Raw genomic sequence first — 17,727 nt, 5'->3', positions numbered from 1 at the left:
AAGTTATTTCAGGCTGTTTCATAATCAGTTGTTATCTTTCAACTTTTTTCACACGATACCTGTTCTTTAGGTCCAGGAACATTTTTTATCGTACAGCAGCATGTCTTTTCCCAAAGTCAATTTTACCCACACGAAGGCCTACAGACGCTTGCAGGAGCACTTTTCCCAGGTAAGCCACCTGGAAATGAAACAGCTTTTTTCAGAAGACAGCAACCGGTCCCGGCAGTTCAGCCTGCAGCTCGGAGACCTTTATTTCGATTATTCCAAAAACAGGATCACTTCAGAAACCCTGTCGCTGCTGCTGGAGCTGGCCGGGGAATGCGGCCTGGAACGCGCCAGGGAAGCCTTGTTTGCAGCAGAACATATCAACGAAACAGAAGACAGGGCCGTACTGCACTTTGCTTTGCGCCAGCCTGCCCATGAACCGGTGCTGCTGGACAATCATGATGTGATGCCGGAAGTAGAAGCTGTGCGGCAGCAGATGAAGCGCTTCAGCGAAGCGGTCATCGGCGGCGGGCACAAAGGCTATACCGATAAAGCCATAACCGATGTGGTCAATATCGGTATCGGCGGTTCCGACCTCGGCCCCGTAATGGTAACCGAAGCTTTAAAACACTACCGTAACCACCTTAAGCTGCACTTTATTTCCAATGTAGACGGCACTCAGATCACGGAAACGCTGAAGCCGCTGAACCCCGAGACTACCCTGTTCCTCGTAGCCTCCAAGACCTTCACCACACAGGAGACCATGGCCAATGCCCATAGTGCGAGGGATTGGTTCCTGGCCGGTGGCGCGAAAGAAAAAGATATTGCGCATCACTTTGCAGCATTGTCCACCAATGAAAAAGGGGTGCGGGAGTTCGGCATCGACCCGGCCAATATGTTTGTGTTCTGGGATTGGGTTGGCGGCAGGTATTCGCTGTGGAGCGCTATCGGTCTCTCTATCTGCCTGTCTATTGGCTTCGCCCGCTTTGAACAGCTGCTGGCCGGCGCCCATGCCGCCGATCAGCACTTCCGCCATACGCCGTTCCATGAAAATATACCGGTGATCCAGGCCTTGCTGGGTATCTGGTACAACAACTTCTTCGGCGCGCAAACCCATGCCCTGCTACCTTATGATCAGTATATGCACCGCTTCCCGGCTTATTTTCAGCAGGCCGATATGGAAAGCAACGGCAAATACATTTCACGCTCGGGAGAAAAAGTGAGCTACACTACCGGTCCGGTGCTCTGGGGCGAACCCGGCACCAACGGCCAGCATGCCTTTTACCAGCTGATCCACCAGGGTACCCGGCTGATTCCCTGCGATTTTATCGCGCCGGCCCGCTCGCACAATCCCCTGGGCAAGCACCACGAAATGCTGCTGTCCAATTTCTTTGCCCAGACAGAAGCGCTGATGAAGGGCAAAACGGAAGCGGAAGCCCGCGAAGAGCTGGCCAAAGCCGGCATGGAAGAGCCCAGGCTGTCAAAGCTGCTGCCGCATAAGGTATTTGAAGGCAACCGCCCGACCAACTCGTTCCTTCTTAAAGAGATCAATCCCTTTAACCTGGGTATGCTGATCGCCTGCTACGAGCATAAGATCTTTGTCCAGGGTGTGATCTGGAATGTTTTCAGCTTCGATCAATGGGGCGTTGAGCTGGGCAAGCAAATGGCTAATTCCATTCTGCCCGAGCTCGAAGGTGATGCTCATGTAGAAACGCACGATTGCTCTACAAATATGCTGATCCGTAAATATAAGGAATGGAAGTAGCGGCGCTGCGCCTATGTAGGATGGCGCAGCGGGAAATCAGCAAAACATTCCGGAAGAGGCGTATAACCGGCTTTATGATGTAGTCGTCCATGCCCTCTGAAGCTTATGTACTCCGGTCGTCTTCATGACGGGGTACTGCTATGGCCAGCATGCCTTTCGGCGCCTGCCGGCTGTAACGGTAATGCTCTGTTTCATAGTGATCTGCTTTCTGTCCCATAGCCAGGTAGCCGTTGAGAATTTCCAGCAGCAGGTCCAGGCGGGCCGGTTCATAGGTTGCAGCCGCGCCTTCTACACTTACGTAACGGTCCTCTTCGGACAAAGGAACGATATAGAATTCCCGTTCCCGGGCTGCAACAGGGGTAATAACACTGTAGTCAAACATATACCGGATTTTTTTGACGTTATTCAGCCCATAAGGTGCAGCCAGTAATTGATCTCTTCCTTCGTTTTGCCCAGTTTCTGCCGCAGCCGCTCCAACAGGGCTTCTTCTTTTCCCGCTTCATAGATCAGGTCTTCTTCTTTCAACTGTGGATACTCATCCAGCAGGCGTTTACGGATCTCTTCCCAGGATAATTTCTGATCAGGCTTTTCCATACAGGGATGCATTTTGGTTTCCTTACAAATAACCTAACTTGCCTCAAATTGTTGACGAAAACCGCTTATTCTATGGCACAGCACCCGCTACCGTTCCGCGACCCGGAGGTTCAGGCCTTCCTGGCAGGCAAGCCGGCCTATAGTCTCGCCCTGCTGGATCAGTTCCTGGAGGCCTTTCAAACCGTGGGGCCGGTAACGCTGCATGCTGCCAAAACCATGGTCGGGATCAGCAACGGCCGGAGCCGTATTGCCTGGATCACGCAGCTGGGCAAGCAATTCCTGCATGTGGTCCTTCCCTTCGCCACGGCCTATGAAGACAATTTCTGCTTTCAGAAGATCGCGCAGGTGCCCGGCCAGCAGCAATACAATCATCATTTACGGATTGTACAGGCAGAAGATATTAATGAAGAGGTGCTCCGTTTCCTGCGCCTCGCTTACGGGAACAAGGATTAACAGTGCTAATAAAGGCTGCGGGCTACACTATAGGTTTGCGTATGCGCCGCGACAATCGTACGGATGGCAGGTGAATAACCGCCGCCCATGCTACATTGCAGGGGTATGCCTGCATTTCGTGCCGCCGACAGCACCAGCTCATCCCTGCGCCGGCAACCCGCCATAGTGCAAGCCATGCGGCCCATTTTATCAGAGGCCAGGATATCCACACCGGCCTGATAAAAAATAAACCCGGGCTTTACCGTGTCCAGCAATACCGGTAAGGTTTCTTCCAGCAAGGCAAGATAGCGCTCATCACCAGTGCCGTCGTCCAGGCCGATATCCCAATCGCTTCGCTCTTTATGAAAAGGATAATTGTGCTGCGCATGCATGGAAAAGGTAAATACCTGGGGTCCTTGCCGGAAAATATGAGCCGTTCCATTACCCTGGTGCACATCAAGGTCTATGATCAGTACCTGGCCGGCATAGCCCCGATCCAGCAGGTATTGCGCCGCAACAGCCTGATCGTTCAGCATGCAGAAACCTTCACCGAAATCGCAACCGGCATGATGTGTTCCACCCGCAATATTAAAAGCGATACCGCTATCGAGGGCCTTCAGCGCCCCTTCCAGCGTTCCGTTCACCAGCCGCAGCTCCCGTTCTACCAGCAAGGGCGATTGAACAAAGCCGATGCGCCTTGCTTCTTTTGCATCGAGATTGCCGCTGATAAAGCGGTCTACATAAGCTTTTTGATGAACAGCATACACAGGCTCCAGGTCTGCCGGCTCGGGTGCAAACAGATCGCTTTCGGCGATGATACCTTCCCTGAGCAATTGCTGCGGCAACAGCTCATATTTTTCCATAGGAAAACGATGCCCGGGAGGAACCGGGTGTACATAGACAGGATGGAAAGCTACGGGAAACATAAATACAAGGTGCAGTCTGATGGCCGAAGGGCACAATATTAACACAAAAGGCGGAAACGGCTTCCGCTGTATCGCGGTACACAGGCTAAGCCGCCTATAGGCAGTTCCATCCGGCAAAGCCTGATAAAAGCTTACTTTTGCCGCCTATGTCTTTATTTACCGTAACTGCGCCCATTACCATTACCTGTCATAAGCGGCTTTCCGAATACCTGGAGCGGGAGGTCGAAGCGCTCGGCTTCCGTGTCGGAGAGCGCTTTATTACCGGCGTAAGGCTCAGGGGTACGCTGAACGATTGTATAAAGCTCAACCTTAACCTCCGCTGTGCCAGCCAGGTACTGTTCCGTATCGACCAGTTCGAAGCCCGGCATCCTGACGATATCTATGAAAATGTACTGGAAACAGCATGGGAAGACCTGCTGCCTGAAGGCGGCTACTTTTCCGTTACCAGCAATGTATTGCACGAAACGATCAACAATAACCTGTACGCTAACCTGCGCGTGAAAGACGCGATTGTCGACCGGCTGCGTTCTATTTGGGGTGAACGCCCCGAGACCGGCCCGGAGCTTAAGGGCGCGGTGATCCATCTCTTCTGGAAGGGTGACGAAGCAGAGATCTTCCTCGATACCTCGGGCGAATCGCTGGGCCGCCACGGCTACCGGAAGATCCCCGGCCGCGCGCCGATGCTCGAAGCCCTGGCTGCGGCAACTATCATGGCTACCGTATGGGACGGCAGCAATCCCTTTGTCAACCCGATGTGCGGCTCCGGAACACTGGCTATAGAAGCGGCGCTGATCGCTACGGACACACGGCCCGGCCTGTTCCGGCTCAACTATGCCTTCATGCACCTCCGGGATTATGAGGAGACCCGCTACCAGGAAGAACGCGGGCTGCTGGAAACCAGGATCAGGGAAGTGCCCGGATTACGCATTGTGGCCACCGACTACAGCGAAGTGGCCATCAGCAATGCCCGCAAAAATGCCCGTGCCGCAGGCGTAGAAGAGCTGATCACCTTCGGCATATGCGATTTTGCCGAGACGGAAGTACCGGAAGGCCACGGTGTGATGATGATGAACCCCGAGTACGGCGAACGGCTGGGCGAGCTGGATGCGCTGGAGCAGACCTATGCCCGTATCGGCGACTTCATGAAGCAGCGCTGCAAAGGCTATCACGGCTATATATTTACCGGCAATATGGCGCTGGCCAAAAAGATAGGCCTCAAGGCCAGGAGACGCATCGAATTTTACAACGCGACTATCGACTGCCGCCTGCTGGAATATGAGCTGTATGCCGGCAGTCGTGAAGAAGCCGGCCGCTGACCGATTAATGTGGTATCTTTGCTTCACTTTTTAAGGTATATTTCCCCCTATGACATTTGCCGATCTGAACCTGACCGCGCCTTTGCTGAAAGCGCTGGACGAAATGGGCCTTACCGTGCCGACAACTATCCAGGAGCGCGCCTTTCCCGTGATCATGTCGGGCAGGGATGTTTGCGGTATTGCGCAAACCGGTACGGGCAAGACCTTTGCCTATCTCCTGCCCTGCCTGCGCCAGCTGCAATTCGCCAAGGACCGTTTTCCGCAGATGCTGGTGCTGGTACCCACCCGCGAGCTGGTGGTGCAGGTGGTGGAAGCCGCGCGTAAGCTCGGCGCCCACCGCAGCCTGGTGGCGGTGGGTGTCTATGGCGGCGTGAACATGAAACCGCAGGCCGAAGCTATTATGAATGGCCTGGACATCCTGGTGGCAACGCCCGGAAGACTTTACGACCTGATCCTGAGCGGCGCCTTAAAGACGAAGAACATCAAAAAGCTGGTGATCGACGAAGTGGACGAGATGCTCAACCTGGGTTTCCGGCCGCAGCTGCGCAACATTATGGAGGTGCTGCCCGAGCGCCGGCAAAACCTGATGTTCTCCGCCACCCTTACAGAGGATGTAGAGCAGCTGCTCGACACTTACTTTAACCAACCGGAAAGAGTCGAGGCAGCCCCCGCCGGAACGCCGCTGGCCAATATCGACCAGTCGGCTTATATCGTACCTAATTTTTATACCAAAGTCAACCTGCTCGATCTCCTGCTGCAGCAAAACGAAAGCATGTCGAAGGTGCTGGTATTTGCCGCCACAAAAAAAATGGCAGATCAGCTGTATGAGGCCCTTTCTGAAAAATATGAAGGCAAGGTCGGCGTTATCCACTCCAACAAAGAGCAGAACTTTCGCTTCAATACGGTAAATGCCTTCAAGGACGGCACTTTCCGCTTCATCATCGCGACCGATATCGTGGCCCGCGGTATCGACATCGCAGAGGTAAGCCATGTGATCAACTTCGATCTTCCCGAAGCGCCCGAAAACTATATTCACCGCATAGGACGTACGGGCCGCGCCGACAGAAAAGGGATCGCCATCAGCTTTATTACCGAAAAAGAAACGCCTTACCGGGAAAGCATCGAAGCGTTGATGCACTATACCATCCCCGAACAGCCGCTGCCGGACGGCCTGGTGATCTCAACCGAGCTTACGGAAGATGAGCAGCCGAAGGTCTTTCATAAAGAGATCCAGCTTAAAATCCCTAAACGGGAAGATGTAGGTCCTGCTTTCCACGAAAAGTCGGCGAAGAACCAGAAGACCAACAAGAAGGTCAGCCACAAGGACAAGATGATGGCCAAGTATGGTAAGCCCAAGACCCGCGGCGCCAAGAAGAAACGTTAGGGCATGCCCTCCTCTTCCGCATCCAGCTTCAGTTTGCGGAAAAATGTTTGCTGGTCCAGCTCCCGCACTGCGCCGGGCGACAGGTCGCCCAGCGCCATATCCTCAATAGACACACGGATCAGCCTTTTGCAGGGGTGTCCTATTGCCGCCACCATCTTACGCACCTGGTGGAATTTACCTTCGGTCAGCGTGATCAGCAGCCAGGAATGTGGTACCTCGCGGTAATGGGGCCACAGGTCGGGCAGATGCGCAGGTTGCTCCGCAAAGGCTACCGCTACCGGGCGTGCCGTATAATATTCGTCAACACCAACGCGGATGGGCACACCTTGCCGCAGCTGCTCCAGCTTTTCAGGACTCACGACCCGGCGTACCTGTACCAGGTAGCTGCGCCGGTGCGGCTCGCGGCCCTGGAACAATAAACGCGTGATCCGCTTATCGGTGGTCAGCAGCAGCAACCCTTCCGAATGGCTGTCCAACCGTCCTATGGCATGTGTCCCTTCCGGGAAATCGAAGCCCAGATCGCCCAGCAGCCGTACCTTATCGGGACTAACAAACTGAGAAACCATATCATAGGGTTTATGAACCATGAAGTAACGCAAGGCAGCAGACATCGGGAAAACTATAAGGCTTGCAATTTCCGTCAATTTGAATTAAGATGCGTTCACTTCAGCTATATTTGTAACATAACGTTCTGCTCAACCCCAGCCTATGAAAGCATTGCTGACCGCTATCCTGCTCCTGCTGCTCCCGTACCCCGGCCTGCTGGCCCAGGACAATGAAGCTGCCAAAGCCGCTGCCGCATCGTCGCCGGAGCATATTTATCGCTTCCTGGCGCGATATGAAGGTACCTGGACGGTAGAGGTAAGCGAATGGAGCCAGGCTGAAGCCGATCCCGAAAAATATACGCTCACTGCGGTGCTCAACATGGTGCTGGGCGATCGTTTCCTGCAATGGTCGCAGACAGGCGTAGGCCCCAGAGGCGCTTTCGAGGAATGGGCGACCCTTGGCTATGACGAGCCGGGCGACCGCTTTAGCCTGGTCTGGCTCAGTTCGGCAGGTACGGCAAACGAGACGGCACAAGGCTCCTGGACCGAAGCGGGAAGATCGGCCAGCCTAAGCCCGGTATGCGATGCGGCCGGCGGGCATCGCTACATCATCAGGTTTATGGATAAGGACAACTTCCAGGTGGAACAATATCAACAGGGCGCAGGGGAAGCCTTTAAAACCCGCGAATATCATTACAGCCGCCAATAGCGCTGCAGGCTGGTCGGGATGCGTAGCAGCCTGAACGGCGACTGGATGCGGATATTCCCTGGCAGCCCTGGTTTTGCTCCTATGGGGCAAGGCTATATTGGCTTATTATGATGCTGCAAACGTTCGGCTCCTGCGGAGCTATAATAGCGAGATAAAGATACAGCGAGCTGCAAATTTTGCCGCCCTGTGGCACTGAGCGTAAGCCGCGACTGCATGCCGCCAGGTATACGGTCCGGAGATTCAAAAATAAAAAAATGCCGGCGGGGAGACCGGCATTTTTCTCTGGTTGACTATTTAGCGTATCATGATACAGACGCTACCTTAAAGCAAGACGGAAGATACGAGCCCTCCGTTTGCTATGAAAAGCTAATTTTTCCAAACATTCTTCTTTTACTCGATGATATCTACCCTTACGTTATCGAAGGGCGTATCAGGACAGCAGCAGGGCTTTACCATTACGGTAAATATCGAAGCCTATCCGTAAGGGCCATTTATATTCTATCTGGATACGATACCAGGTTTCCTGCTCTCCCTCTGTTACCGTAAACTCATGCATGCTGCCGAATATGCTGGTATTGCGGGACACCAGCCGTCCGTCGTAGTAGATCTTCTCTTCGCCCAGCCAGGAATTGGTGATATCCAGGCGGTGCCGGTCTTCTGTGAAATAGGTCAGGTAACGCATAATGGCTTTTTTAGAATCAGCGCAGGTTAACGGATCACGAATTCCTGCATCACATGGTCGCCTATACGGAAGCGATAGGCGCCGTTACCCAGCTTTCCGGTGGGAATACGGAAGGTTTTCCCCGACCGGATGGTGCCGGTGAGCACCACGCGCCCGCGGCCATCGACAATGCTATAGCTGCTGCCGATGGCACCGGGATCGGCCGCAATGCCGATCGTTGGGTTCAATACCCGATCGTATACCAGCAAGGGTGCAGTGGTAGCCGCCGGCCGCACAGATGATGCAGCGTTGGCTTTGCTGCAATTCGTCATCACGAAGGCGGTCAGCAGCAGCAGGGCGAAAAAGATGGTGTTGCGAAAATTTTTCATTTTTCCTATTCTTAGGGTAAGCATGGTAATAAGGTTATAGGGGCAGTGGCCATCCGATCTGTGCTTAGGGTAAAAAGGGGCGGTATCGTTTATTTGTTGTGATTGTTATGCAAACATACTGCGGTATGCTGCGCCGGAACAGACAAATTAGACGTGCGCCGGTAATTTTTCGACAAAGCCGCGCCGTGAAAGAATTTTCGTTTTGTCGAAAGAAAGGCGATGTTTGTCGAAAATTAACCAATAAGGGGCGAATTGCCGGAGCAAATAGCTGCCGGCAGCGTAGTTTTGGATACCGCATTCACCCCTGTCATCCTATATCTTTTCATTTTGGCTTTATTCGACATCAATAAAAAGCTCAAGGCAGAGCTGCGCCTGCAGCGGGAAACGATCTTCGGTAACAAGCGGTACCTGTTTCACGTTGCCGCCTGGCTCATTTCACTCTGGTACCTCTGCTTCAACGTGTTTGAGGATTTCAGTCTCGGGTTCCATGCGAGTCAGGCCAATAACAGCAGTGTTACCATTAGGATCGGCAACCAGGACGCACAGGATCCTCCGGGCTTGCTGGTGGCCGTCATCGGCTCCCTGCTGGGGTCCGTTATGGTGTACTTTTTCCTGCTGTACGTAATTCCTTATGCCCGGTACAAAAAGCAGCGGCGGTATATCTGGATCGGGCTTATCCTTAACCTCCTGCTCTGGTTTTTCATTGTTGCCGCTGCCGGCGCTTATGTCGGTCTCAACTACGGATTGAACAAAGCCAGCCGGGAAATAAAGGACAGCGGCATGATCCTGACCATTTTCGGCTTTGCTACGATCTCAGGCGTCACCGCCATGTTCTTTTTCTCCCTTTATTATTTTATGGATCTCTATGACCAGCAAAAGGGACTCAACCGCTACCGCGAAGTCCTGTCGGACAAGCTAAAGGCAGAAACAGACTTCCTGAAAACACAGATCAACCCGCACTTCCTGTTCAACACGCTCAACAATATCTATTCGCTTACCCTCAGCCATTCGGACGACGCCACACTCATTACGCGCCAGCTGAAGGAGCTGATGATCTATATGCTGGAAGAATGCAAGAAAGATGCTGTCTCGCTAAGCGGCGAGATCGCTTTTCTGAAAAATTATATCAACCTCGAAAAAGTACGGAACAAGCAGGAGCAGGTGGATATACAGTTTATGATAACGGGTGATCCCGGGGACAAAGAGATTGCGCCCCTGCTCCTGGTCAACTTTATCGAAAATGCCTTCAAGCATGGCGTCAAAGCAGGGATCAGCCATGCTTTCGTGCACATTAAGCTGCTGATCATGGACAATACCCTGTCGCTGGAAATGATCAACAGCAAGCCTCCGGCGGGCCAGCAGGATCAAAGCCGTGCGATCAAAGAGCATAGCGGTATCGGTATCCGCAACGTACGGCGCCGGCTCGATATTCTTTATCCCGACCGGCATAAGCTGCGCCTGAGCGAGTCGCCCAAGGACTATAGTGTTTACCTCAACCTGGAACTCTGACGCATGAGCATTCATAACTATATTGAAAGGGAGCTGATCCGGAAAAACCGGGGCATCTATTTCCGGCGCGGCCGTTGGCTGATCCATGTGCTGTTCATCCTCATCTTCTGGTTTGCCAATATGATCGAAATGATCGAAAGCCTGTCGCAAATAACCCTCGCAAAAGCATTGCTGGTAATCGCGCTGACAACACCTTTTCTTATCTTCTTCTACATTTACTGTCTCTACCTCATTCCCTACTGCTTTAAGCTGAACCGTTACCGCCGGTTCTGGACCATCCTGCTGCTGATGGCCGCAACCTTCCCGCTGCTGGACCTGGTACTGAAAACCTGGGCGCATCCCCGTCTTCCGGCGCTCAGCACGATCTACGATACGCACCATCCTGTTGTTTCGCTCTCCCGTAGCTATTTCAGCTTTATCAACGGCTTTATCGGCTTTGCCTGCCTGCTGTATTTTATGGAGCTGCTCGAAGGCATCTCTACCCATAAGGAAACAGCGGTTAACCAGGACCAGAAGCTGGCTACAGAGCTGCACCTGCTGAAAACCCGCATGAACCCTACCTTTATGGTACGCTCGCTCGACGGCATCATCGGACTGACCGAGCAGCAGGATGAGCATGCGCCCGAATCTGTAGTCGGCTTTTCCGATGTGCTGCGTTATCGCCTGTACCGTAGCAAGGAGCGGCTGGTGACCCTGGAAGAGGAGCTGGCACAGCTAAGCAATCTGATGCGGCTGCACAATGTACTGCCGGGACAGGAGAATACCTGTAGTCTTGAAACAGAAGGCGATATCACCAATGCCCGTATTGTACCGCTGTCATTGATCAATATTGCCGAACCTCTGCTGTCTACCTTCCGGCCGGGAGGCAGCTGGTCGCTGCTGATGTACCTGCTGCTGGAAGAAAAAGAGATACAGGTCGCCGTAGAGCTCAGCACTGACGGAGAAGACCAGGTGACTGCCGAAACGCAAAGAATTCACGAGGATTTGCAACGTTTGTTGTATTCAGGACTTAACTTTACGGTTGAGAAAGAACAAAATACTTTCAGCCTTCGTACATGTATACCGATCTTCCGAAACTCAATTGCCTCATCGTAGATGATGAGCCACTGGCGCAGGAGGTGCTGGCGGCCCACATCGCCAGGATTCCTTCGCTCAACCTGGTGCAGCAGAGCAGCAATGCCATGGAAGCTTTCGAAGCCCTGCATAAGAATACGATCGATCTTATTTTTCTCGACATCAATATGCCTGTGGTAAGCGGGCTCAATTTCCTGCGTTCGCTGAAAGACCCGCCGGCTGTGATCCTGACGACAGCCTATACCGAATATGCGCTTGAAGGCTACGAGCTCGATGTGGTTGACTATCTGCTGAAGCCTGTTCCCTTCGACCGCTTTCTGAAGGCGGTAAAAAAAGCAGCGGCCCAGCTGAGCCATAACGGCAAAACAATACCGCCGATACCGGAAGACACTAGTTTGCCCCTGGGCCAGCCCCACAGCCCGGTGCAGGTCAATACCCAGGAAAAGAATTATTTCTTCATCAAAGCCGATGGCAAGCTGATCAAGGTGAACTATGCTGATATCCGCTATATCGAAGGCATGAAAGACTACCTGAAGATCCACACCACGACGCAGACCATCGTGACGCACCATACCATGAAGGCAATGGAAGAGCAATTGCCTTCCAACCGTTTTATGCGGGTACACAAGTCATATATCATTGCGCTGAATGCGATCAAGGCCATCGAAGGCAATATTATCCACCTGGACATGGACAAGGCGGAAATTCCACTGGGCAACAGCTTCCGCGATGCCCTGCTGGCTGTGGTATCGACGACATAACCGATCCTATATACTTCCGGTATTCCCCAAACCTTCGTACAGGTTAATGATAGTTTCTACATTCTTACTCATGTCGATGGCAGTTCCTTACTGCAAGCTTTGAAAATAACAAAGTTGGCTACAGATTGTTTCCTACCTGGTTCAATCATAATGACAGTATTCTAATTCAAGGCGTTTTAACGAACCTTGATATTCTCTTTCACATTTAAACCAATCAGTATAAAAGAGTAAGGGATCAAGCGGAAAAATTGGGGGAATTACAGGAAGTGTGCGGAATGTTGTTATGAGCACTTCAATCATTACGAAACAGCAAGGTAACACAGCCCAAACCAGTACCGCTTATGCTCAGGCCTTCCCGATCCTATAGGACAGGAAGGTGATTTGCAGATGATCCTATACTTATACGCGCTATAGGGCTCCTACGGAGCCAAACGTTTGTAGCGCCAGTACGAACAAACATAAATTGCTCCGTAGGAGCAAAACCAGCATTACGTAGGAAGATACATATCCAGCCGCCGTTCAGGCCGTTGCACGTCCCGACCGGCATCAACACAACGGCCACCCATGCATCCGGGTGGCCGTTGTGTTACTGTATTCGGAGAAACAATTAATATCCGTAAACTTTCTTCATCCGGGCATCGCGGCCATAAACGTCTTCAAGATAACGCAACTGGTTCCCCGTGCTGTCGGAAGCAACGGTGAGGTAAACAATGTATACCGGCAGGTTCCGTTTTAACTGCTCAAAGCGCGTGCGCCGGGTCTGGATAATAGAATCTATCTTCTCCGGTGTAAACCTGCGGTCTTCCAATATCGCTTCTGCCAATAGTTTAGGGTTCTGTACGCGCACACAGCCGGAGCTGAGCGCCCTCATCCTGGAGCTGAAATTTTCGCGGTGCGGCGTGTCGTGCAGGTAGATATCCCATTTGTTGGGCAGGTTGAATTTGACCTCGCCGAGAGAGTTGTGCGCACCCGGAGGCTGGCGGTAAGAAAAGCGGCGGTAATTCGATCCGTTTACAGAAGCGGTAACATCACGACCCTGGGCATCATAAGCCCGCAGGCCTTTGCGGGCCAGGTAACCTGCTCCCGAGCGGCCCACACCGGGGCCTACATCGTTACGCAGGATGGTAGGCGGTACTCCCCAGGGCGGGTTGAAGACCACGTTGGCCATAGGCGCCCAGAGCGTTGGTGTCTGCCGGGCGCGCTTGCCTACCACTACCCTGCTATGGAACTTCACCTCGTTGTCGCGGTAATAGTTCACTTCCATCAAGGGAATATTAACCCATACATGCTCAGCGCCGGCCTGGCGCGGCAGGGAGCGCAGGCGGTCCATATTGAGCTGCAGGTTGTGGATATAGTCGTCGGGACTGCGCTTCAGGCTGGAATAGGTGGCGCTGTCCAGCTTACCGGTGATCCGCAGCTGGCGGTAATATTGGTAAGCGGCCAGGCGGCGGCCGGTCTCATTTAAGGTATCGTTACCGGGGAAGGTTATGCCAGCCAGCTCCTTATCCAGCACCTGGGCCAGGTTACTATCCGGCGTGCCGAAAGCAAGGCTCTTTTTGGCAGCCAGGTATGTACTGTCTTCTTTCAGCCGGGACCATTGCACTACAGCCTTTTTCATTTGCAGGTATTCATTGATGTCCGGACGGAAACTATCCAGCGTGGGGAATTCATCGCTGCTCTTCAGCGCACGCGCCAGGTAAGCTGCGCCGTTAAAAGCAGTATCGTTACGGGCATACCATAGTGAGTCGCCGCGATGGATCTCTTTGCCGCCGAGCAGCAGATCCCTGGCGGCCTGCAGCCAGGCAGTGGTAAAGGCTTTATCCCAGGCCACAATGCTGTCCACGGGAAAAGAGCCTTCCTTTTTATTTTTTAGCCATGTCAATGCCTGTTCGATATAGCCAACCTTATAATTACCGGGCTCCAGTCCTTCGTCCCACAGCTGGTTCAGTTGCCGGGACAATTCTTCGGCACCTTTCTTCAGGCCTTGCTCATTGAACCAAAGCGGCTCGTTCTTACCCAGGTGGTAGGCATAGCTGACGTTGAGCTCATTTTCCTTCAGCAACCGGGCATGAAAGGCGGAATCATCAGACGGCAAGGGTGTCAGGCCGGCGCTCAGCTGCCGGGCAAAGGCTTCCTTATCGACGAAATCTGAAGAAAAAAGACTGCCGATACCGCCGTGATCGCCATTTTCAGAAGAAGAGCAGGAAAATAAAAGCGCAGAAAGGAACAATACGGAAAGAATCCGGGACAGGGGTTTACAACTTCGAACTTTCATAGGAGTGGGGGCAATACGGTTGATCCGGAGACAAATATCCAGCCATTTTCGAACATTCAATACACTCGTTTAAAAAAGGGGGATTTTTCCCGGAAAATGACCGGCTTTTCCCTAAAAATGATCGATTGGCTTTAGCTTTGTTGTTCCTTGACGCGGGCAAAGGGAAAAAATGTTGTTTTAGCTTCCGGCCGCGTCTGAGGCGTATTTCCTTTTACAGCAAAATCACCGCAATAATAATGCCAAAATTCATTGCACCCCGCCCTATGATCTTCAACGGGAAACTCAGGGAAGTTATTAACCTGGCAAAGATCAGCTCCTTTACCTATATGCAGGCTACAGACAACAATTACGGGTATATCCGCTTCTGCTTTGATAAAGGTAATGATCACCTGTGGGCCTATGCCGACGACCGCGGTCTGATGGATGATGTGCGCAAAATATACCAGCTCCTGGAGCTGGAAGGCGAGCCGGGCTAAACAGGAAGAAGGCTATTCCCTGCTGCCGCCTTTTCGATTGTCCTCCGGGTGGTCGGGTTTACCATTATTGCCCGGCTGAGGCTGACGATGGTCGTTCACATGGCGCAGCAGCTCATTCAGCTTTTCGATCAGTATTTTCTTTTTTCGCAGCAGCTCGGTGATCTGCTTTGTTATAGATTTCCTCCTCCATGGTATGTTTTTCAATGCATAGGGTATACGTGAAGCACAACAATCCCCGGTTTAAAGGAGTTGCTTTTTACCTGTACTATTTTTATTACCTAAAGAAAAGTTAACAGGATTTCTAACTTATGGGAGAACCGCTACCAAAGGACAAGATTAATCAATATAGCGGCATGCTGCAAGCCCATTTTACAGGAGGTACATTGGTGGGGTACTACAAAAGCAATTGGAAACAAGCACATTACTGGAAAAGACGCTTAATATTTCTTTACACCTGCCTGATTTATGAATGGAAAGCTGACGAAAGCGGGTAACCGGCTCCGAAAGCAGCGGAACAAATGGTTGCCGCCGGAATTCCTTTCCGGTAAAGGTTTACGCATTGCTCAGAATTTAAAATTGTAAGTAATGCTGGGAATAATGGGGAAGATGGAAACCTGTTTTACCTTAACGCTGGCGCCATTGATGAGGTTGCCGTTGGTCGAAACATAAAGAATGTAAGGATTGAAGCGGTTGTACACGTTATAGATGGAGAAGGCCCAGCTTCCTTTCCATCGTTTGGCCGGCTTATCGCCTTTGGGGGTATAGATCACGGAGAGGTCGAGGCGATGATACGGGAAGATGCGGTATTGGTTTAGCTTGCTGTAGTCCTGGATCAGCGACTGTCCTATAAAATAGTAACCGGTAGGCAGGGTGATCGCATTGCCGCTACCAAAGACAAAGACGCCGGAGAGCGTCCAGCGCTTATTGAACTCATAGCTGCCCACCAGCGACAGGTCGTGCCTCCGGTCATACTTGGCAGGGAAACGCTCTCCATCGTTCAGATCAGGAAAAACCCGGTTGGTCCAGGACAAAGTGTAGCCGATCCAGCCCGTAAACTTTCCTTTCGTCTTGTTGATAAAGAGCTCGGCCCCGTAAGCCCTGCCCTTTCCGAATACGAAGTCCAGCTCCGGATCGCGGAAGGAAGTAGGTGTATATCCTGAGCGGTATTCGATCTGGTTCTGCATATCCTTGTAATAAACCTCTATAGAGGTTTCCAGGGCGTTGTCGAAAAAGTTGCGGAAGATGCCCAGAGAGTATTGCCAGGATTTCTGGGGCTGCACGATAGCCGTGCTGGGCACCCAGATATCGGTAGGCAAGGTGGTGCCGTTGTTCGATACCAGGTGGATGTACTGAAAGCTGCGGCTGACGCTGGCTTTAACGGAGGTAAGAGGATTGATGGCAAAGCGCAGGTTCAGCCGGGGCTCCCAGCCCCCATACCCTTTTATCAGCTTGCCGGGAGCATAGCTGGTGCTGTCGAGATGGTTACCATTATCGTCGAGATCATAAGCGGTATAGGGCCCCACCTGCCCGAAGTAGGAATAGCGGATACCGGCGTTCACCTTAAGCCATGGGGCCGGGTCAAATTCATCGAGCAGGTAAATCCCCGCTTCATGCGCATATTTCTTCAGCGCATTGTCGGGTGAGAATTCGGTCTCTCCGCTCCGCCCCGATACCTGGTTAGGCGTAAACCGGTGATAAGTATAGTTCAGCCCGAACTTGAAGTGATGGTTGAAAGCAGTGTAGTAGTCAAAATCTATCTTACCATTCCAGTCACGGATACCGGAATGGAAGCGCACGTCGAAGTCGTTCTGCGAGCCGTTGAACTCGAATTGGTAATCGTTATATACCAATGTCGTATTGACAAAGAGCTTATCGTTGAACTGGTGGTTCCACCGCAAGGTACCGGTAGCATTGCCCCAGGGAATATGCGCTTTGAAGGTGCCTTCGCTGCTGTTGAAGCGAAACACATCTCTGCCGAAATAGCCGCTGAGGTAGAGCCGGTCACGGGTACCCAGGATATAATTGGCTTTCAGGTTGAGGTCGTAAAAGTAATAGCCCGAGCCTTTGGTCTCACCTTTCAGGAAAGGCTGTGCTATCAGGTCCACATAAGTCCTGCGGCCCGACAGCATAAAAGATCCTTTATCCTTGACGATAGGCCCTTCGAGTGTAAGCCTGGAAGCAATGAGGCCCAGTCCGCCCTCGGCATGGTATTCCTTCATATTGCCATCCTTCATCGATACATCCAGCACCGACGACAGCCGCCCGCCGTAGTTGGCGGGCATACCGCCCTTGATCAGTGTTGTATTCCTGATGGCATCGGAGTTGAAGATGGAAAAGAACCCGAACAGGTGACCTGTATTGTAGACCACTGCATCGTCGAGCAGCACCAGGTTCTGATCGGGACCACCGCCCCGCACATAAAAGCCGGAATTGCCCTCTCCTGCCGATTGCACGCCGGGCAGCAGCTGGATCGCTTTCAGGATGTCAGATTCGCCAAAGATCACCGGCAGCTTTTTGATCTGCTCGGTGCTGAGGCTGATAGTGCCCATCTGGGTACCCCGGACATGCTCATCTTTTCTTTCATCGCTGACCACAACTTCGGCAATTTCTTTTCCCCCGGGCTGCAGCTCTATATTCAGCGTCTTGTTCTCGATAAGGTTTATCGTTTGCGTCCGGGTATCATAACCCATGTAGGTTACCGATATCGAATAGCTGCCCGCTGGGATGCTGATAGAATAAAAGCCGTAGGCATTGGCGGTAACACCGGTCTGGGTCTCTTTAATATAGACGGCAGCGCCGATCAGGTTCTCTCCCGATAAAGCATCCTTTATATAGCCGCTCAGCGACACTTTCTTCTGCGCTGAAGCCCAGGTAATGCCTGTAAAGAGGAAACATAAAGTGATCAGTATTGCGCGCATGCCGGTCG

18 protein-coding genes are annotated in these 17,727 nt (G+C 52.3%); 9 read left to right on the top strand and 9 right to left on the bottom strand.

All coding sequences use genetic code 11. The features are described from left to right. Window positions 1-100 precede the first annotated feature (100 nt). Complete coding sequence (pgi, locus tag DZC79_RS12620) at window positions 101-1,750, top strand: glucose-6-phosphate isomerase (protein WP_118951951.1); 1,650 nt, start codon at window positions 101-103, stop codon at window positions 1,748-1,750. 103 nt (window positions 1,751-1,853) lie between these two features. Here pgi and DZC79_RS12615 read toward each other — a convergent pair whose 3' ends face one another. Continuing rightward, window positions 1,854-2,132, bottom strand: coding sequence for a hypothetical protein (locus tag DZC79_RS12615; protein WP_118951950.1), 279 nt, complete (start codon window positions 2,130-2,132; stop codon window positions 1,854-1,856). A gap of 23 nt (window positions 2,133-2,155) precedes the next feature. After that, entirely contained in the window at window positions 2,156-2,344 is a 189-nt protein-coding gene (locus DZC79_RS12610) for a general stress protein CsbD (protein ID WP_157977106.1), read from the bottom strand. Window positions 2,345-2,416: 72 nt separating this feature from the next. Here DZC79_RS12610 and DZC79_RS12605 point away from each other — a divergent pair, with 72 nt between their 5' ends. Then, the gene (locus DZC79_RS12605; protein WP_118952101.1) at window positions 2,417-2,797 is read left to right on the top strand and encodes a DUF5655 domain-containing protein; all 381 of its coding nucleotides are present in this window, start codon (window positions 2,417-2,419) and stop codon (window positions 2,795-2,797) included. 5 nt (window positions 2,798-2,802) lie between these two features. Here the strand turns inward: DZC79_RS12605 and DZC79_RS12600 are convergent, their stop codons facing one another. Next, window positions 2,803-3,702, bottom strand: coding sequence for a histone deacetylase family protein (locus DZC79_RS12600; protein WP_118952100.1), 900 nt, complete (start codon window positions 3,700-3,702; stop codon window positions 2,803-2,805). A 146-nt stretch (window positions 3,703-3,848) separates the two neighbouring features. Between DZC79_RS12600 and DZC79_RS12595 the strand changes: the two genes are divergently transcribed. Both DZC79_RS12595 and DZC79_RS12590 read left to right on the top strand, forming a co-directional pair. Beyond that, window positions 3,849-5,018, top strand: coding sequence for a THUMP domain-containing class I SAM-dependent RNA methyltransferase (locus tag DZC79_RS12595; RefSeq protein WP_118951948.1), 1,170 nt, complete (start codon window positions 3,849-3,851; stop codon window positions 5,016-5,018). Window positions 5,019-5,067: 49 nt separating this feature from the next. Continuing rightward, the gene (locus tag DZC79_RS12590) at window positions 5,068-6,402 is read left to right on the top strand and encodes a DEAD/DEAH box helicase (RefSeq protein ID WP_118951947.1); all 1,335 of its coding nucleotides are present in this window, start codon (window positions 5,068-5,070) and stop codon (window positions 6,400-6,402) included. Here the strand turns inward: DZC79_RS12590 and DZC79_RS12585 are convergent. Beyond that, the gene (locus DZC79_RS12585) at window positions 6,399-6,989 is read right to left on the bottom strand and encodes a pseudouridine synthase (RefSeq protein ID WP_262607308.1); all 591 of its coding nucleotides are present in this window, start codon (window positions 6,987-6,989) and stop codon (window positions 6,399-6,401) included. The two genes, DZC79_RS12590 and DZC79_RS12585, sit on opposite strands and share 4 nt — an antisense overlap. A gap of 121 nt (window positions 6,990-7,110) precedes the next feature. Here DZC79_RS12585 and DZC79_RS12580 point away from each other — a divergent pair, with 121 nt between their 5' ends. Beyond that, complete coding sequence (locus tag DZC79_RS12580; protein ID WP_118951945.1) at window positions 7,111-7,656, top strand: DUF1579 family protein; 546 nt, start codon at window positions 7,111-7,113, stop codon at window positions 7,654-7,656. Between the two features lie 430 nt (window positions 7,657-8,086). Here DZC79_RS12580 and DZC79_RS12575 read toward each other — a convergent pair whose 3' ends face one another. Further along, entirely contained in the window at window positions 8,087-8,338 is a 252-nt protein-coding gene (locus DZC79_RS12575) for a hypothetical protein (protein ID WP_118951944.1), read from the bottom strand. Between the two features lie 26 nt (window positions 8,339-8,364). Next, a complete protein-coding gene (locus DZC79_RS12570) occupies window positions 8,365-8,706 on the bottom strand; it encodes a hypothetical protein (protein WP_118951943.1) in 342 nt (113 codons plus the stop codon). Window positions 8,707-9,033: 327 nt separating this feature from the next. Here DZC79_RS12570 and DZC79_RS12565 point away from each other — a divergent pair, with 327 nt between their 5' ends. The 3 genes from DZC79_RS12565 to DZC79_RS12555 are packed head-to-tail and all read left to right on the top strand — an operon-like array spanning window position 9,034 to window position 12,050. Beyond that, complete coding sequence (locus DZC79_RS12565; protein WP_118951942.1) at window positions 9,034-10,215, top strand: sensor histidine kinase; 1,182 nt, start codon at window positions 9,034-9,036, stop codon at window positions 10,213-10,215. A 3-nt stretch (window positions 10,216-10,218) separates the two neighbouring features. After that, complete coding sequence (locus DZC79_RS12560) at window positions 10,219-11,310, top strand: histidine kinase (protein WP_118951941.1); 1,092 nt, start codon at window positions 10,219-10,221, stop codon at window positions 11,308-11,310. Next, window positions 11,271-12,050, top strand: coding sequence for a LytR/AlgR family response regulator transcription factor (locus tag DZC79_RS12555; protein WP_118951940.1), 780 nt, complete (start codon window positions 11,271-11,273; stop codon window positions 12,048-12,050). Before DZC79_RS12560 ends, DZC79_RS12555 begins: the two co-directional genes overlap by 40 nt. A 607-nt stretch (window positions 12,051-12,657) precedes the next feature. Here DZC79_RS12555 and DZC79_RS12550 read toward each other — a convergent pair. Next, entirely contained in the window at window positions 12,658-14,325 is a 1,668-nt protein-coding gene (locus DZC79_RS12550; RefSeq protein WP_118951939.1) for a L,D-transpeptidase family protein, read from the bottom strand. 236 nt (window positions 14,326-14,561) lie between these two features. Between DZC79_RS12550 and DZC79_RS12545 the strand changes: the two genes are divergently transcribed. Further along, entirely contained in the window at window positions 14,562-14,801 is a 240-nt protein-coding gene (locus DZC79_RS12545; protein ID WP_118951938.1) for a hypothetical protein, read from the top strand. A gap of 12 nt (window positions 14,802-14,813) precedes the next feature. Here the strand turns inward: DZC79_RS12545 and DZC79_RS12540 are convergent, their stop codons facing one another. Together DZC79_RS12540 and DZC79_RS12530 are read right to left on the bottom strand one after the other, a co-directional pair. Then, a complete protein-coding gene (locus DZC79_RS12540) occupies window positions 14,814-15,005 on the bottom strand; it encodes a hypothetical protein (protein WP_118951937.1) in 192 nt (63 codons plus the stop codon). Window positions 15,006-15,364: 359 nt separating this feature from the next. Further along, a complete protein-coding gene (locus tag DZC79_RS12530) occupies window positions 15,365-17,719 on the bottom strand; it encodes a TonB-dependent receptor (RefSeq protein WP_118951935.1) in 2,355 nt (784 codons plus the stop codon). Window positions 17,720-17,727: the final 8 nt, after the last annotated feature.

Source organism: Taibaiella helva, from assembly GCF_003545695.1.
Lineage (GTDB): Bacteria > Bacteroidota > Bacteroidia > Chitinophagales > Chitinophagaceae > Taibaiella > Taibaiella helva.
This window is presented reverse-complemented; position numbering and strand designations above follow the sequence as displayed.

Coding starts and splice junctions, on each gene's coding strand:
- pgi (WP_118951951.1), top strand. CDS start 101: ATGTCTTTTCCCAAAGTCAATTTTACCCACACGAAGGCCTACAGACGC.
- DZC79_RS12615 (WP_118951950.1), bottom strand. CDS start 2,132: ATGTTTGACTACAGTGTTATTACCCCTGTTGCAGCCCGGGAACGGGAA.
- DZC79_RS12610 (WP_157977106.1), bottom strand. CDS start 2,344: ATGGAAAAGCCTGATCAGAAATTATCCTGGGAAGAGATCCGTAAACGC.
- DZC79_RS12605 (WP_118952101.1), top strand. CDS start 2,417: ATGGCACAGCACCCGCTACCGTTCCGCGACCCGGAGGTTCAGGCCTTC.
- DZC79_RS12600 (WP_118952100.1), bottom strand. CDS start 3,702: ATGTTTCCCGTAGCTTTCCATCCTGTCTATGTACACCCGGTTCCTCCC.
- DZC79_RS12595 (WP_118951948.1), top strand. CDS start 3,849: ATGTCTTTATTTACCGTAACTGCGCCCATTACCATTACCTGTCATAAG.
- DZC79_RS12590 (WP_118951947.1), top strand. CDS start 5,068: ATGACATTTGCCGATCTGAACCTGACCGCGCCTTTGCTGAAAGCGCTG.
- DZC79_RS12585 (WP_262607308.1), bottom strand. CDS start 6,989: ATGGTTCATAAACCCTATGATATGGTTTCTCAGTTTGTTAGTCCCGAT.
- DZC79_RS12580 (WP_118951945.1), top strand. CDS start 7,111: ATGAAAGCATTGCTGACCGCTATCCTGCTCCTGCTGCTCCCGTACCCC.
- DZC79_RS12575 (WP_118951944.1), bottom strand. CDS start 8,338: ATGCGTTACCTGACCTATTTCACAGAAGACCGGCACCGCCTGGATATC.
- DZC79_RS12570 (WP_118951943.1), bottom strand. CDS start 8,706: ATGAAAAATTTTCGCAACACCATCTTTTTCGCCCTGCTGCTGCTGACC.
- DZC79_RS12560 (WP_118951941.1), top strand. CDS start 10,219: ATGAGCATTCATAACTATATTGAAAGGGAGCTGATCCGGAAAAACCGG.
- DZC79_RS12555 (WP_118951940.1), top strand. CDS start 11,271: ATGTATACCGATCTTCCGAAACTCAATTGCCTCATCGTAGATGATGAG.
- DZC79_RS12550 (WP_118951939.1), bottom strand. CDS start 14,325: ATGAAAGTTCGAAGTTGTAAACCCCTGTCCCGGATTCTTTCCGTATTG.
- DZC79_RS12545 (WP_118951938.1), top strand. CDS start 14,562: ATGCCAAAATTCATTGCACCCCGCCCTATGATCTTCAACGGGAAACTC.
- DZC79_RS12530 (WP_118951935.1), bottom strand. CDS start 17,719: ATGCGCGCAATACTGATCACTTTATGTTTCCTCTTTACAGGCATTACC.